Consider the following 14,158-nt stretch of genomic DNA (forward strand, 5'->3'; position numbering starts at 1 on the left):
GCTCAATATAGACTAATAAAAACAGGAGTCAATAGAGATAAATCACTAATTTTATAAAATTTACGTTATTTTTTGATGAATAATTTTTATTTTTAGATTTTTATTCTGTTTGATTTATTTGCTTTTAGAATAAAAAAATAAATTTTAATAAAAAGCGATTTAAACCAGCGGAAAAGTCCATACAATACCGAATAAAACGCTAAAAAGAAAAATTTGCAATCAGTTCAATTAAAATGAGGGAAATTTAAACTTTCTGTGAATTTGGTGTAGAGTATGTTTAAGCTTTAACTTACTTAAATCTTATGCAACCGACATCTCTTCAGCGACAAAAAAACGAGGCGAAAATCTGCAAAAGTGCGGTTGATTTCCGAACCGGATTTTTTATGGCAACGCATTTCGCCTATTCGCGAACGCAAACATATTCCCACCGCGTGGCTGGAAGTGAAGATTGATGAAGGGCGCAATCGGCAGGTGCGCAGAATGACGGCGCATATCGGGTTTCCGACGTTACGTCTGATTCGTTATCAATTAGCGGGATTCAACCTGCAAAATTTGATGCCGAAAACCTACCGCACTTTAACTCAAAACGAACTAAGAGAACTGTATCAATTACTTAAATTAACGATTTAACATGAATAATTTATTAAATTTTATTGAAGCGTCGGCGCGCGACAGCCACTTTTTTATTTTCGCCAAAATGGCGTTTGCGATGATTCTGGGCGGCGGCAGGTATCGGCATTGCTTCCGGCGCGGGGTTTTATTTCGACGCCATGGTCGCCACCATCATGATTTTAATCGCCATTCGTTTAAGCCCGTATGTGCATAATTGGGTGCGCCATCGCGATAAAAAGAAAAAAACACGAATCAACGCCACATTGCTTTCACCCAATGCCATTGCGCAATTCGTGCAGTTGTTGCATAACAACAATCATTCCATCGAAAACATCAACGTGAAAGATCAGCCCAACGGCGAAACCAAACTGACCATTCGCTGTTCTATCAACGATAAAGCCACCATTCAGGAGTTGTATTTATTGCTGAAAAACGACCCGAACGTGGTGAGTTTGGAACTGGAAAATTAAAAAAATCCCCAAGTTCGCGCTTGGGGATTTTTGTTAGGTTATTCGATAACCGATTTTGCTAAAGCGCTAAATTGCGGGTTGATCAAGTCGTTTTCTTTCAACTGCCACCAATAAATCGTCAGCTCTTTTTCCCCTTCCGAAAAACTGCCGATGGCATAAGGCGGGTAAACGAAAGTAACGCCATTGCGGGAGAAGTAAAAATCTTTTGGCACGTAAAATCCCCCGTCTTTCTGGGTAAAAGGTTCCGCTTCATTATTACTGTCGCGGTAAGCATCCCATAAGAGGTCTTTTAGTTTTTGATGCTGTTCCGGATTGATGACATCATCAATATCCAGCAAGGCTTTTTTCGCCAAATCAATGTTAAGGAATTGGGTGGAATACATACCGTGCGCACCGCCGGAATAGCCGGAATAACTGATGGTGAAGGTGGCGATGTTTTCCCGTTGTCCGAGATATTTCACACTGAATTCGGTGCTGCTGCCAATCATTTCGTTATCTTTAACTTCTTTAACGCTGTCCGTGTAAAGGGTTTGCAGCCATTCCACAAATTGTTGTTTATTCTCGATTTTGACTTGACCGCTTGCGGTGAATTGTCGGATTAATTCATTTAATAATAAATCCGTTAACCAATCTTCGCCGGTTTTTAAAGTTTTTACGTTGACTTTCACTTCGCCGCTTTCCGGCGTATAACTGTCGGCGGATTTTTTATCAAATTTGATGGTTTCCGATTTTTCAAACAGCACCTCCGGCTCAACCCGAATCGTTTGATTTTCGGCTAAATCCAGCACTTGTTTCTCTAATGTCTTCACCTGCTCATTGAGTTGTTCAATGGTTTGTGCCTGTTTTTGCATTTGCTCGCTGAGCGCAGTTTTTTCTTTATCGTCGCAGGCGGTCAGCATCAGGCTGCCGGCGATGAGGGTGGCAATGAGTAATTTTTTCATAGAAACTCCTGTTGTTGAAAAACGTTAAAAATAATGACCGCACTTTTATAAATCAAACACGTCCGCATCGCGTAAAACGTGAATATTGCCTTTGCGGCGCAGGAAGCCGCAACGGTCGAAATATTCCACCAGTTGCACAGTCATTTTGCGTCCGAATTGTAAGGCGTCGCGTAGTTCGTTCACCGAAAAGCCTTCTTTTCCGGCGGTCAGTTGTTTAATTAAACGGGCGAAGGTGTAAATGTTCTCCGTGAGGAAGAAACGGTCTTTCACCACGGCGGTTAAATAGCCCAGTTTGCCGGCTTTATAGAGAAAATTGCGCATGGCGCTTTCTTCCTGTCCTAACGCATTGGCAAGATCGCGCACCCACAGGGCTTGTCCGTTATGTTGCTCGAATTGGGCGAGAACTTGTTGCCATAATGCACGTTCTTGTTCGCTAAATTGGATTTTATGATCGGCGGTGTGTAGCCAGCCACGGGTGTGTTGTAATTGATTTTCTGCCAATAATTCGTCGATAAAATGGTAAATCAATTTTTCCGGCTGATTCAGCGCTGCAATGCGATACAAACGGGCTTTGCCCAAGCCGAGTTGATCAGGATGTTGTTCATGATATTGGGCAAGTGCGGTCAATAATTTTGCCGTTTGTTGGGCGCGATAATCGGCGTTAAAACACCAGCTTTGGAAGCGAATATCGCCGTTTTGTTGCAGAATGGCGTCCAGTTGCACGCCCGTCAGCTGCTCAATCCACATGATCTTTTGCACTTCCACCGCGTGATTTTGCAAATAAAGTGCGGTGCGTTTTTGCGCCGTTTCCGCCTGAATCAAGCGGCGTAAATAATCGAAACGCGCTTCCGTGCGTTTGTGCCGTTTCGGCGAATCGATTTCAATCACTTTGGCACCGCCAAGCACGGCGGTGGAATTGCTGTTGCGCAGAATGATTTTGTCGCCGTACGCCAAAAACAGCGGTTGTTCCAAAATCAGTTCCGCCAATGCCAACTGTTGCGGGGCGAGCTTTTGTTGTTGTAACAAGGTGAGTTTGCCCGTGGTGTGCGATGCGGCGTGATAAATATGCACCGGCTGGCTTTCGTTTAATGCCATTTGGCTTTCCAGCCAAACGGTGATGCGATCCGTCGGTTCGCCGGGTGTTTGGGAGAACAGCCAATCGCCGCGTTCAATGGAAGTGCGGTCGAAATCCAGGTTAATATTTAACGCCAAGCGTTGTCCTGCCAAGCCTACGCAGTTTTGTTCGTTTTGTGCGTGGATATTTTTCACTCGCACTTTTTGCCCGTTGCTCAAATACAGTTCGTCATCCAGGCTGACTTTGCCCGCGAATGCCGTGCCGGTGACGACCGTGCCGGCGCCTTTAATGGTGAAAATACGGTCGATGGCGTAACGGAAAGGTTTATCCACTTCCGACAATTCCGCCAACTGCGCCAAATAATCGCGCAAGGCGTCAATGCCCTGACCGGTGATGGCAGAGGTAACGAAGAATTTGCTGTTCGCCAATACGGCATATTGTTGGCGCAGTTGATTTTCCAACGCGTCGATTTGTACCGCGTCGGCGCGGTCGGCTTTGGTGATTACCACCATGATTTCCTGTAACTGTAACAGGCTTAAAATGCTTAAATGCTCGATGGTTTGCGCCTGCACGCCTTCGTCGGCGGCAACGATAAGCATGGCGTAGTGAATGCCGCCCAGCCCCGCCAGCATATTGGCGAGGAAATGCTCGTGTCCCGGTACATCAATAAAGCCGAGAATCTGATCGTTGAACGGCAAATACGCGTAGCCCAAATCAATGGTCATGCCGCGTTTCTTTTCTTCCGGCAAGTGCGCCGTATGGGTGCCGGTGAGGGCTTGCAAAAGGGCGGTTTTGCCGTGGTCAACGTGTCCGGAGGTAACGATAATCATAATGTCTCCAAGCTGTTTAGAAGGCGATCAAGGCTCGCCAAACTGTGTAAATCCAACCAAATTTTATCCCGCTCAATGCGCCCGATAACCGGCTGCGGCAAGGCTAATAAACGGGCGAAAAGTGCGGTGGTTTTTGCCGGCGTTTTTTCGCTTGCCGGCGCAATAGTCACCGCCACCGACGGAATTCGCGCCAACGGTTGCGAACCGCTGCCGATTTGTGCCTCGCTCGGTTCAATGGCAATCACATAATTGGTATTTAAGCGATTTTCCAACCGCAGCTCCGCCTGCGCCTGTAAGCGTTCCATGGGTTGCGTAAGCAACAAAAGTGCGGTCAGTTTTTCGGTGATTTTTTCCGGCTGTAAATAGAGGCGCAAGGTGGCTTCCAGCCCGGCAAGAGTGACTTTATCGCAACGCAGCACGCGTTTGAGCGGGTGGGCCTGCAGCTGTTGAATGAGTGCTTTTTTGCCCACAATAATGCCCGCTTGCGGGCCGCCCAGCAATTTGTCGCCGGAGAAGGAAATCAAATCCACGCCGTGCTGCAATTTTTCCTGCACGGTGGGCTCTTCCGGCAAGCCGAATTGTTTTAAATCCATGAGCGCGCCGCTGCCTAAATCGGTGATGACCGGAATGCCGAATTCTTTGCCCAAATCCGCCAATTCCTGCTCGTCAACGCTGTGGGTAAAACCGCAAATTTGATAGTTACTGCTGTGAACTTTCATTAAAAAGGCAGTATTTTCGTTAATTGCGTTACGATAATCTTTTAAATGGGTGCGGTTGGTCGTGCCCACTTCCACCAGCTTGCAGCCCGCCTGCGCCATGATGTCGGGAATGCGGAACGCGCCGCCGATTTCAATCAGCTCGCCACGGGAAATAATCACTTCTTTACCCTGGGCGAAGGTCGCCAGCATCAGCAAGACCGCTGCCGCATTGTTATTCACCACGCAGGCGGCTTCCGCGCCCGTCAGTTGCTGCATTAAAGCACTGATGTAATTATCCCTATGGCTGCGCTCGCCCGCGCTTAAATCATATTCCAACGCCACATTGCCCTGCATGGCGTCCAGCGCCGCCTGTTGCGCCGCCGGCGACCACAAAGCGCGTCCGAGATTGGTGTGCAGCACCGTGCCGGTTAAATTGTGGACGGTTTTGATGTTCACCTGTTGTTGTAACAGAAGTTGTTCCTTGAGGTGCTGAAAAGTGGCGTCGGTATTCTGCAAAAAGTGCGGTAGGTTTTCGTGGCGTTTTATGTGTTCGCGTGCCTGCTGTAACAGGTCTCGGCACATATTAACGGTGGCGCTGTGACCGAATTCTGCCACCAGCTGCTCACCCTGCGGGGTTTTGAGTAATTTATCGACGGCGGGAAGGGCCTGGTAAAGGGCTGACATGATTATTCCTTTTATGCGCTGAAATTGGCGGATGAAATCGCGGCGAAAAGGCGCGAAACCTGATTTCCTGCTTGCTTTTGCTTACGCATTAGATACACTATCGCCAATTTTTTTCTCATTTTCTCAGAATTATAGGTAATTCAATGCGTACAAGTAAATATTTATTATCCACCTTAAAAGAAACCCCGGCAGAAGCGGCGGTGGTGAGCCACCAATTAATGTTGCGTGCGGGCATGATTCGTCCTCTCGCGTCCGGTTTATATAATTGGTTGCCGACCGGGCTTCGCGTATTAAAGAAAGTTGAAAATATTATTCGTGACGAAATGAATAAAAGCGGCGCCATTGAAGTGGAAATGCCGGTGGTGCAACCGGCGGAGTTGTGGCAGGAATCCGGTCGCTGGGAGCAATACGGTCCGGAATTGCTGCGTTTTGAGGATCGTGGCAACCGTAATTTTGTGTTAGGTCCGACTCACGAAGAAGTGATCACCGATTTAGTGCGTCGTGAAGTGAGTTCTTATCGTCAACTTCCCCTCAATTTGTATCAAATTCAAACCAAATTCCGCGATGAAGTGCGTCCGCGTTTCGGCGTGATGCGCGGGCGTGAATTTTTAATGAAAGATGCCTATTCCTTCCACACGTCAAAAGAAAGTTTGCAGGAAACCTACGATGTGATGTACCAAACCTACAGCAACATTTTCACCCGCTTAGGCTTGGATTTCCGCGCCGTGCAGGCGGACACCGGTTCCATCGGCGGCAGTGCGTCCCATGAGTTCCAAGTGCTTGCCAACAGCGGCGAAGATGATGTGATTTTCTCCACCGAATCCGATTACGCGGCAAATATTGAACTTGCCGAAGCCGTTGCCGTCGGCGAACGTGCGCAACCGACCAAAGCCATGGAATTAGTGGATACGCCGAAGGCAAAAACCATTGCGGAATTGGTGGAACAGTTCAATCTGCCGATTGAAAAAACCGTGAAAACTTTGATTGTGAAAGGCGCAAACGAAGAACAGCCGTTGGTGGCGTTAATCCTTCGTGGCGACCATGAATTAAATGAAGTGAAAGCGGAAAAACTGGCGGAAGTGGCTTCTCCCCTTGAATTTGCCGATGAAGCCGCCATTAAAGCGAAAATCGGCGCCGGCGTGGGTTCACTCGGTCCGGTCAACTTAAACATTCCGGTGATTATTGACCGCAGCGTGGCGTTAATGAGTGATTTCGGCGCCGGCGCCAATATTGACGGCAAGCATTATTTCAACATTAACTGGGAACGTGATGTGGCGTTGCCGAAAATCGCCGACATTCGTAATGTGGTGGAAGGCGATCCGAGCCCGGACGGCAAGGGCACGCTGTTGATTAAACGCGGCATTGAAGTGGGCCATATTTTCCAATTAGGCGACAAATATTCCCAAACCATGAACGCTACCGTGCAAGGCGAAGACGGTCGCCCAATGGTGGTTACCATGGGCTGTTACGGTATCGGTGTGACCCGCGTGGTTGCCGCTGCCATCGAACAACATCACGATGAACGTGGCATTATTTGGCCGTCCGACGCCATTGCGCCGTTCAGCGTGGCGATTGTGCCGATGAATATGTACAAATCGGAAAGCGTGCAACAATTTGCCGAAGATTTATACCGCACTTTACAGGCGCAGGGCGTGGAAGTGATTTTCGATGACCGCAAAGAACGCCCGGGCGTGATGTTCGCCGACATGGAACTGATCGGCGTGCCGCATATGGTCGTCATCGGCGAGAAGAATCTGGCAAACGGTGAAATCGAATATAAAAATCGTCGCACCGGAGAGAAGCAGATGATCGCCAAAGCGCAGTTGTTGGATTTCCTGAAAAGCCAAATTAACGTATAGCAAACGGAAAAAAGTGCGGTCGAATTTTTAATTGAATTTCTGACCGCACTTTTGTGTGAGGAAGACATCAATCCTTAGATTTTATTGGCGATTTCCATTTGTTTGGAAATTGTCGCGACCAACCTGCTGAAAGTGAGCGATGGTTTCACCAAATTGGTACCGACCCTTGGTGCGCTGGCTTTTTATGGTTGTTCATTTTATTTTGTTTCCATTATTTTTCGTACGCTGTCGGTGGGCCTGGTGATTAATTTATTTTCGCAAACCTCGCACTGATTATATAATTCGCCCGTTGTGGTGAGTGAGGAGAGCAAAATGAAAGATTATGATCCGTTTCGCATTGAGTGGGATTGCCGACGCGGTATGTTGGAGTTGGATAAAGTGATTATGCCTTTTTATCAGCAACATTTTGCCCAATTAAGCGAACACCAAAAGGCTGTTTTTGTGCGCTTGCTGGCGTGTTCCGACTTGCAATTGTTTTCGTGGTTTTTTAATAACGGCACGATCGACGACCCGGAATTGTGCAAAATGGTGGCGGAAATTCAACAAAAATTAAATTTAACAAATTGATTTATAATGAATTAGTTCTCAATTTTGTTTTTTATAAAGAGACTGAACTTTTTTTCTTTCACTTCGTCTAACGCATTACAAGGGCTTGCTGGCTTTGAAATTAAAGCTTGTTAGACGTGATTATGAGGTTATATGGCTGAACAGCTAACAGATCAAGCTTTGGTAGAGAGGGTGCAGCAGGGCGATAAGAAAGCTTTCAACTTATTGGTATCGCGTTATCAAAATAAAGTGGCTGGATTACTGACTCGGTATATTTCACCGAATGATATTCCTGATGTTGTACAAGAATCATTTATAAAAGCGTATCGTTCCATTGATTCTTTTCGTGGTGATAGCGCCTTCTACACTTGGCTATATAGAATTGCAGTAAATACGGCAAAAAATTACTTAACTGCCCAGGGTCGTCGTCCCCCAAATGAAGATATTTTGGCTGAAGATGCGGAATCCTACGATGTGGGGACAAATTTACGGGATGTGGATACGCCCGAAAATGAGATGTTATCCAATGAATTGAAAAAGATTGTGTTTGATACGATCAAAAGCTTGCAGGAAGATTTACGCACGGCAATTACTTTACGCGAAATCGAAGGATTGAGTTATGAAGAAATTGCGGAAATCATGGATTGCCCTGTGGGAACCGTCAGATCGCGGATTTTCAGAGCGCGTGAAATCATTGAAAGCAAGGTCAAACCGCTTTTACAACGTTAATAAACAGCAACACAACCACGGTTGGTCGGAGTACGAAAATGCAAAAAGAATTACTTTCAGCATACATTGACGGTGAGCAAGTCAGCAGTGAACTCACCGAACAATTATGCCAAGATGCGGAATTGCAAGAAAGCTGGGCGAATTTTCATACAATTCGCGCGGTGATGCGTCAGGAGACAAATGTTTTCTTAAGTGCTGATTTCACTGCGAAAATGGAAAGTCTGATTGCGGAAGAAGAAATTGTTGTCGCACAACCGACCGTTTCTCAACCGTTACCGCAAGAAGTCGAATCTTCTCCGTTCATGCAAAAACTCAAATCATGGTTTGTGCCGATGACACAGGTTGCGGTGGCGGCGGGCGTCTGCTTAGTGGCTGTGTTAGGCGTGCAATCTTTGAACAGCAAGTCTGCGGTGCAAAATGCGCCGGATACCCCGGTGTTGCAAACATTACCGTTTAATAACGGGGTGCAGGAAGTGAGTTATAATGCGCCAAGTAAAGATGTGATTACCACCGAGCAGTTGGAACAAAAAAATAAACGTATCGGTGCGATGTTACAAAGTTACGAGTTACAACGTCGGGTTTACGGCGATTCCTTGAGTTTGGAACAAACCAGCGCCAAGTAAAATAATATGTTTTCCGGTATAACTGTTTGCTGAACATTCACCACCAATTTTGGTGGTGAATTTGTTTATTAGGAATTTGAAAATGTTAAAAACGCTTCTGAAAACCACCGCACTTTTCCTATTGTTGAGCTGTTCACTTTCCTCCGTGGCGCAAGAGAATCTTTCGCCGAAGCAACTTTTAGGCGAAATGAAAAAAGCCGCGCAGCAGTTAAATTACGAATTTTCTTTCGTGCAAACCACACCGTCAAATATGGATTCTCTGCGCTATCGCCATTTTGTCGCCGACGGCAAAACTTATGCTCAGCTGGTTACGCTAGACGGTCCGCAACAAGAAATTGTGCAACGGGAGAATTTAATCAGTTATTTCCAGCCGAACTATCAGGCGTTTACCATTAACGGCTCCGGCATTATTGATAATTTACCGCCGTTGTCGCGTGCTAATTTTGATGCTTTGGAAAAATATTATGATTTCGTGAATATCGGGCGCAACCGTGTGGCGGATCATGTGGTGCAAACCATCCGAATTCTGCCGAAAGACGATTTCCGCTATCAGTATCTGGCGTTTATTGACGAAGAAAATCACCTGTTATTACGCACCGATATGCTTGATCGCGAAGGCAATTTATTAGATCAGTTCCGTGTGGTGAATTTATATATCGGCAATGAATTATCCGGCTTGCCGGCGTATTTGAACCGCGTCGTTTTCCCGCCGTTGTTAATGGATCAAAAAGCCAATAATCCCCCCGCGTTTAAATGGCAGCCCGGCTGGCTTCCACAAGGGTTTAAATTAGTGAATCATAGCATTGAATTGGACGGTGAAGAGAAAATTGAATCGCAACTTTACAGCGACGGTTTATTTTCTTTCACATTATATGTTTCCGATAAAATCGCCGAATCCACGCAGCAGGATAACACGTGGCGGCAGGGCGCTTACACGATTTATACCGAAAGCATGGAAAACAAAGAGATGACCATTATCGGGCAACTGCCGATTTCCACGGCAAAACGCATTGTGCAAGACATTGAATTCAGAAAATAGCAGGCGATTATGTTAACGGAAAGTGCGGTCGTTATTGAGTACGAATCCGGCAGAGCCAAAGTGAAATGCCAATCACAAAGCGCATGCGGCGCTTGCGCGGCAAAACCGGCGTGCGGTAATTCTGCCTTGTCGGAATTAGCCGGCAGCGGCGCGCGCGGCGAACATATTTTCACCATCGAGACCATTACGCCACTGAAAATCGGGCAACGGGTGGAAATCGGTTTGTCCGAACGTTCCTTAATCAAATCCGCCTTGCTCATGTATTGCGTGCCGCTATTTACTTTATTATTCAGCACGTTATTATTTGATTCGCTGTTTGCCCATGAGCTCGTCAGCGTCTTTTTTATCTTCATTTCCACTGCACTTTCTTTCCTTGGTGTGCGTTGGTATGCGCAAAAACTCAATCGCCAATCCGCCTACCAACCGGTGTTATTGCGCGTGTTATAAATCCCCACACACCGTTCGTTTTCTTTTCCGGGCTGTTATATAATTCAGCCCGTTCGTTCAATTTTCTTCAAGGAAACATTATGCTCCCTATGCTCGGCATTACCGGTTACAGCGGCAGCGGCAAAACCACGTTATTGGAAAAATTGCTTCCGCAATTAAAACAGTGCGGTTTACGTCCCGCCGTGATTAAACACAGCCATCACGATGTACAAATTGACAAGCCGGGCAAAGACAGCTGGCGCATGAAAGATGCCGGTGCCAGTCAAGTAATTATGGCGTGTGACCAACGCTGGGCGCTGATGACCGAAACCCCGCAACAACATATTTCCCTGCCGTATTTGTGCACGCAATTTGACGAGGCGTTAGCGGATTTAATTTTAGTAGAGGGCTTCAAACAAGAACCCATAGAAAAGATACTGTTACATCGCAAAGACATGACCAGACCGCTTCCGGAAATGGATGAATATGTTCTGGCTGTCGCCACGGATTACCCCTTAACCGCCCACAAGCCTCACTTGGATATTAACGATATTAAACAAATCGCCCAGTTTATTGTGATGTGGTACGAACAAAAGTGCGGCGGAAAAAAATAATGTTTTTTCTTACCGCACTTCAAGTGCTTGCTCTTGCTAACGTGCGGTTATTTTTGGAGTTTATAAACTTGGAATAGGAACGAGGACATTTTTATGAGAAACATCATTATCACCGGTGCCGGTGGGGATTTGGCGCAGGCAATCGTAAAACAACTGCCTGATGCCCGTTTGATTTTAATTGGCAGAGAAGCGGCGTTGTTGGAAAACCTGTATGCGTTTCATCCGCATAAAGCCTGTTTTCAGCTGGATATTTGCGATGAGCACGCTGTCGCTGCCTGCTTGCATGAGGTTGAGCAGCGTTATGGCGCGATAGATGTGTTGATCAATAACGCAGGCTATGCGGTGTATGATGATTTTGATTGCCTGACGACGGAAGAGGCGCGTAAGATGTTTGAAGTGAACGTGTTTGCCGGCATGACCTTTTGCCAACTTGTCGGACACAACATGAAAGCGCTTGGGCGTGGGCATATCGTCAATATCGTTTCTATGTCGGGATTTTTGGCATCTGCCAAATCCAGTCTGTACTCCGCCAGTAAATTTGCCATGATCGGCTACTCCGACGCCATCCGTTTGGAACTGGCGGATAAAGGTGTATTCGTCACCACCGTCAACCCCGGTCCGATCGCCACTAAGTTCTTCAAACAGGCGGATCCCGAGGGGACTTATCTAAAATCTATCAAGCCCTTTTTAATTCCGGTGGATTTGGTAGCACAAAAAATCGTCATGGCGTTGGGAAAAAATGTACGTGAAATCAATTTACCCCGCACCCTTGCCTTTGCCCGTAAATTTTATGTGTTATTCCCCAAAACCGCCGATTTCCTGGCAAGAACGCTGTTTAATTATAAATGATGGGAAATGACCGCACTTTTGGAGCAACATAGTAAAAAACCACTCAATTGAGTGGTTTTTTATTTTACTTAACATCAATTTATTTAACCGGAATTTCGGCTAATAATTTGGTGATTAACGACCAGAAAATTTGCACTGCCGGGATGTGGACTTTTTCGTCCGGGGAGTGGGCATTTTTGATGGTCGGGCCGATGGAAACCATGTCCATATTTGGGTAAATTTTCTTCAGCAAACCACATTCCAAGCCGGCGTGAATCACTTTAATAGCCGGTTCGTAGCCCAGCACTTGCGCATAAATTTTGTAGGTTAAGTCCACAATCGGTGAATGCGCTTGCGGTTCCCAGCCAGGATAAGAGCCGGAGAATTCGGCTTTTGCATCGCTCAATTGTGCCAAGGATTTCAACATTTCGGCAACATATTCTTTGCCGCTGTCAATCAGCGAGCGCACTAAAATGGTGGCTTTAATCCAATTTTCTTCGGTTTCTAACACGCTGACGCTAAGCGAAGTTTCCACAATATTTTCCAACACATCGCTGTTGCGAATTACGCCATTCGGCAATACATTTAATAAATGGATAATGTGTTCTGTGGTTAATGGTGTGAAAATCTTTGTCGGTTTATCAATCGGTTGCAATTCGAAAGAAAGATTCGGTTCAATTAATGCCAATTCGGTCTTCAATAAAACGCCGAAATTTTCCACCGCACTTTTCAGCCTGTCAACATCACCGTTGAAGTTTAAGGTGGCAAAAGCTTCGCGCGGAATGGCGTTGCGGATGGAACCACCGCGAATATCGCTTAACGCGAAATCAAAGTGCGGTTGATTTTGAGCGAGTTTTGCCAGGAAGCGAGCCAGCAATTTGATGGCATTGGCGCGTCCGGTGTGGATATCACAGCCGGAATGCCCGCCGCGTAAGCCTTTTAACACGATTTGCGTACTATGCGCGAAACGGTTGTTTTCATATTCAACGGGCAACGAAATGTTGGCGTTTTCACCGCCGGCACAGCCCACATAAATTTCCGCGTTTTCTTCCGTGTCGGTGTTGATCATGATGTCGCTTTGCAACCAGTTTGGGCGTAACCCAATGGCGCCTTCCATGCCGCGTTCTTCTGTCATAGTGAGTAACACTTCGAGATCAGGATGCGGTAAGTCGTCGCTGTCCAGCACCGCTAAGGTCGCCGCCATACCGATGCCGTTATCGGCGCCTAATGTGGTGTTGGTGGCACGCACCCATTCGCCGTCGATATAAGGTTGAATCGGATCGGTGGCAAAATTATGCAAGCTGCCTTCGTTGGCTTGCGGCACCATATCCAAATGCGCCTGAAGGGCGACTTTTCGGCGATTTTCCATGCCTTTTGTTGCCGGTTTGCGAATTAACACGTTGCCCGCTTCATCGCGTTCGGCGTAAAAAGCTTTGCCTTTTGCCCAATTAACGATGAATTCCGCCAGGGCATTTTCTTGATAAGACGGATGGGGAATGGCACAAATTTGATCGAACCATTTCCAGAGTAAATTCGGGGTTAATTTTTGTATTTCTGACATATTTCCTCCTTAAAAAATTAAGGAAAATAATAGCATAAAATGCCATTTCGGGTTATCCTAACGCCATTTTTATTTCCCGGGCAGCGCCCGCAAAGTTTCAGACAAGGTGTGTTTATGAGTGAAAAATATGTTGTGACGTGGGATATGTTCCATATGCACGCACGCAAATTATCCGAACGTTTGCTTCCGGCTTCACAGTGGAAAGGCATTGTTGCCGTGAGCCGTGGCGGTTTATTTCCGGCGGCGGTACTTGCCCGCGAATTAAGCATTCGTCATGTGGAAACTATTTGTATCGCCAGTTATAACCACGACACACAAGGCGAATTGCAGGTGTTACACGCCGCACAACTGGCGAACGGTGGTGAAGGATTTATCATCATTGACGATTTGGTGGATACCGGCAACACCGCGCGCGCTATTCGTGAAATGTACCCGAACGCCCGCCTTGTGACGGTTTTCGCGAAACCGGCCGGCGCGGAATTGGTAGATAATTATGTGGTAGATATTCCGCAAAATACCTGGATTGAACAACCTTGGGATATGGGCATTTGTTTCGTTCCTCCGCTTGCCAGAAAATAAAAAACAATCAGAAAATCTACCGCACTTTTTTTGCACCTAATAAA

The 14,158-nt window shown here is 46.5% G+C and carries 14 protein-coding genes and 2 pseudogenes; 12 read left to right on the plus strand and 4 right to left on the minus strand.

Features of this window, described 5'->3' with window-relative positions:
• Positions 1-348: 348 nt before the first annotated feature.
• Positions 349-630: pseudogene (locus A3CS_RS0100960) on the plus strand (pseudouridine synthase family protein); the annotation flags it as partial.
• A 140-nt stretch (positions 631-770) separates the two neighbouring features.
• Entirely contained in the window at positions 771-1,082 is a 312-nt protein-coding gene (locus A3CS_RS01000000110755; protein ID WP_005546842.1) for a hypothetical protein, read from the plus strand.
• Between the two features lie 38 nt (positions 1,083-1,120).
• Here the strand turns inward: A3CS_RS01000000110755 and A3CS_RS0100970 are convergent, their stop codons facing one another.
• From A3CS_RS0100970 to selA, 3 genes are read right to left on the minus strand one after another with little or no spacing between them, the layout of a single operon-like run.
• Positions 1,121-2,023 (minus strand): DUF3298 and DUF4163 domain-containing protein, encoded by a 903-nt coding sequence (locus A3CS_RS0100970; RefSeq protein WP_005546843.1) that lies wholly within the window; start codon positions 2,021-2,023, stop codon positions 1,121-1,123.
• A 45-nt stretch (positions 2,024-2,068) separates the two neighbouring features.
• A complete protein-coding gene (gene selB, locus A3CS_RS0100975; RefSeq protein WP_005573866.1) occupies positions 2,069-3,928 on the minus strand; it encodes a selenocysteine-specific translation elongation factor in 1,860 nt (619 codons plus the stop codon).
• Positions 3,925-5,310 (minus strand): L-seryl-tRNA(Sec) selenium transferase, encoded by a 1,386-nt coding sequence (gene selA / locus A3CS_RS0100980; RefSeq protein ID WP_019518147.1) that lies wholly within the window; start codon positions 5,308-5,310, stop codon positions 3,925-3,927. The genes selB and selA overlap by 4 nt, the downstream gene beginning before the upstream one ends.
• A 143-nt stretch (positions 5,311-5,453) precedes the next feature.
• Here selA and proS point away from each other — a divergent pair, with 143 nt between their 5' ends.
• The 9 genes and pseudogenes from proS (at position 5,454) to A3CS_RS0101025 (ending at position 11,995) form a co-directional block, all read left to right on the plus strand.
• The gene (gene proS / locus A3CS_RS0100985; protein ID WP_005546849.1) at positions 5,454-7,169 is read left to right on the plus strand and encodes a proline--tRNA ligase; all 1,716 of its coding nucleotides are present in this window, start codon (positions 5,454-5,456) and stop codon (positions 7,167-7,169) included.
• A gap of 78 nt (positions 7,170-7,247) precedes the next feature.
• A pseudogene (locus tag A3CS_RS0100990) lies at positions 7,248-7,427 on the plus strand (DMT family transporter); the annotation flags it as partial.
• A 54-nt stretch (positions 7,428-7,481) separates the two neighbouring features.
• A complete protein-coding gene (locus A3CS_RS0100995) occupies positions 7,482-7,736 on the plus strand; it encodes an FAD assembly factor SdhE (RefSeq protein ID WP_005546853.1) in 255 nt (84 codons plus the stop codon).
• A 132-nt stretch (positions 7,737-7,868) separates the two neighbouring features.
• The gene (gene rpoE / locus A3CS_RS0101000) at positions 7,869-8,444 is read left to right on the plus strand and encodes an RNA polymerase sigma factor RpoE (RefSeq protein ID WP_005543553.1); all 576 of its coding nucleotides are present in this window, start codon (positions 7,869-7,871) and stop codon (positions 8,442-8,444) included.
• Positions 8,445-8,482: 38 nt separating this feature from the next.
• Entirely contained in the window at positions 8,483-9,067 is a 585-nt protein-coding gene (locus A3CS_RS0101005; protein ID WP_005546855.1) for a sigma-E factor negative regulatory protein, read from the plus strand.
• Positions 9,068-9,149: 82 nt separating this feature from the next.
• Entirely contained in the window at positions 9,150-10,106 is a 957-nt protein-coding gene (rseB, locus tag A3CS_RS0101010; RefSeq protein ID WP_005546857.1) for a sigma-E factor regulatory protein RseB, read from the plus strand.
• Between the two features lie 9 nt (positions 10,107-10,115).
• Positions 10,116-10,553 carry a SoxR reducing system RseC family protein gene (locus tag A3CS_RS0101015; protein ID WP_005546859.1) on the plus strand — a complete coding sequence of 146 codons (438 nt, stop codon included), beginning with the start codon at positions 10,116-10,118 and terminating at the stop codon, positions 10,551-10,553.
• Positions 10,554-10,633: 80 nt separating this feature from the next.
• Entirely contained in the window at positions 10,634-11,146 is a 513-nt protein-coding gene (gene mobB, locus A3CS_RS0101020; RefSeq protein WP_005546861.1) for a molybdopterin-guanine dinucleotide biosynthesis protein MobB, read from the plus strand.
• Positions 11,147-11,239: 93 nt separating this feature from the next.
• Positions 11,240-11,995: an SDR family NAD(P)-dependent oxidoreductase gene (locus tag A3CS_RS0101025; RefSeq protein ID WP_005546863.1), complete on the plus strand. Its 756-nt coding sequence runs from the start codon at positions 11,240-11,242 to the stop codon at positions 11,993-11,995.
• Between the two features lie 79 nt (positions 11,996-12,074).
• Here A3CS_RS0101025 and A3CS_RS0101030 read toward each other — a convergent pair whose 3' ends face one another.
• Positions 12,075-13,535: an aminoacyl-histidine dipeptidase gene (locus A3CS_RS0101030; protein WP_005546866.1), complete on the minus strand. Its 1,461-nt coding sequence runs from the start codon at positions 13,533-13,535 to the stop codon at positions 12,075-12,077.
• Between the two features lie 114 nt (positions 13,536-13,649).
• Here A3CS_RS0101030 and gpt point away from each other — a divergent pair, with 114 nt between their 5' ends.
• Entirely contained in the window at positions 13,650-14,114 is a 465-nt protein-coding gene (gpt, locus tag A3CS_RS0101035) for a xanthine phosphoribosyltransferase (RefSeq protein WP_005546869.1), read from the plus strand.
• Positions 14,115-14,158: the final 44 nt, after the last annotated feature.

The organism is Aggregatibacter actinomycetemcomitans DSM 8324 (assembly GCF_000372365.1).
Lineage (GTDB): Bacteria > Pseudomonadota > Gammaproteobacteria > Enterobacterales > Pasteurellaceae > Aggregatibacter > Aggregatibacter actinomycetemcomitans.

Bases quoted from the DNA above. Each gene is read 5' to 3' on its own strand.
- A3CS_RS01000000110755 (WP_005546842.1), top strand. From the start codon at position 771: ATGGTCGCCACCATCATGATTTTAATCGCCATTCGTTTAAGCCCGTAT.
- A3CS_RS0100970 (WP_005546843.1), bottom strand. From the start codon at position 2,023: ATGAAAAAATTACTCATTGCCACCCTCATCGCCGGCAGCCTGATGCTG.
- selB (WP_005573866.1), bottom strand. From the start codon at position 3,928: ATGATTATCGTTACCTCCGGACACGTTGACCACGGCAAAACCGCCCTT.
- selA (WP_019518147.1), bottom strand. From the start codon at position 5,310: ATGTCAGCCCTTTACCAGGCCCTTCCCGCCGTCGATAAATTACTCAAA.
- proS (WP_005546849.1), top strand. From the start codon at position 5,454: ATGCGTACAAGTAAATATTTATTATCCACCTTAAAAGAAACCCCGGCA.
- A3CS_RS0100995 (WP_005546853.1), top strand. From the start codon at position 7,482: ATGAAAGATTATGATCCGTTTCGCATTGAGTGGGATTGCCGACGCGGT.
- rpoE (WP_005543553.1), top strand. From the start codon at position 7,869: ATGGCTGAACAGCTAACAGATCAAGCTTTGGTAGAGAGGGTGCAGCAG.
- A3CS_RS0101005 (WP_005546855.1), top strand. From the start codon at position 8,483: ATGCAAAAAGAATTACTTTCAGCATACATTGACGGTGAGCAAGTCAGC.
- rseB (WP_005546857.1), top strand. From the start codon at position 9,150: ATGTTAAAAACGCTTCTGAAAACCACCGCACTTTTCCTATTGTTGAGC.
- A3CS_RS0101015 (WP_005546859.1), top strand. From the start codon at position 10,116: ATGTTAACGGAAAGTGCGGTCGTTATTGAGTACGAATCCGGCAGAGCC.
- mobB (WP_005546861.1), top strand. From the start codon at position 10,634: ATGCTCCCTATGCTCGGCATTACCGGTTACAGCGGCAGCGGCAAAACC.
- A3CS_RS0101025 (WP_005546863.1), top strand. From the start codon at position 11,240: ATGAGAAACATCATTATCACCGGTGCCGGTGGGGATTTGGCGCAGGCA.
- A3CS_RS0101030 (WP_005546866.1), bottom strand. From the start codon at position 13,535: ATGTCAGAAATACAAAAATTAACCCCGAATTTACTCTGGAAATGGTTC.
- gpt (WP_005546869.1), top strand. From the start codon at position 13,650: ATGAGTGAAAAATATGTTGTGACGTGGGATATGTTCCATATGCACGCA.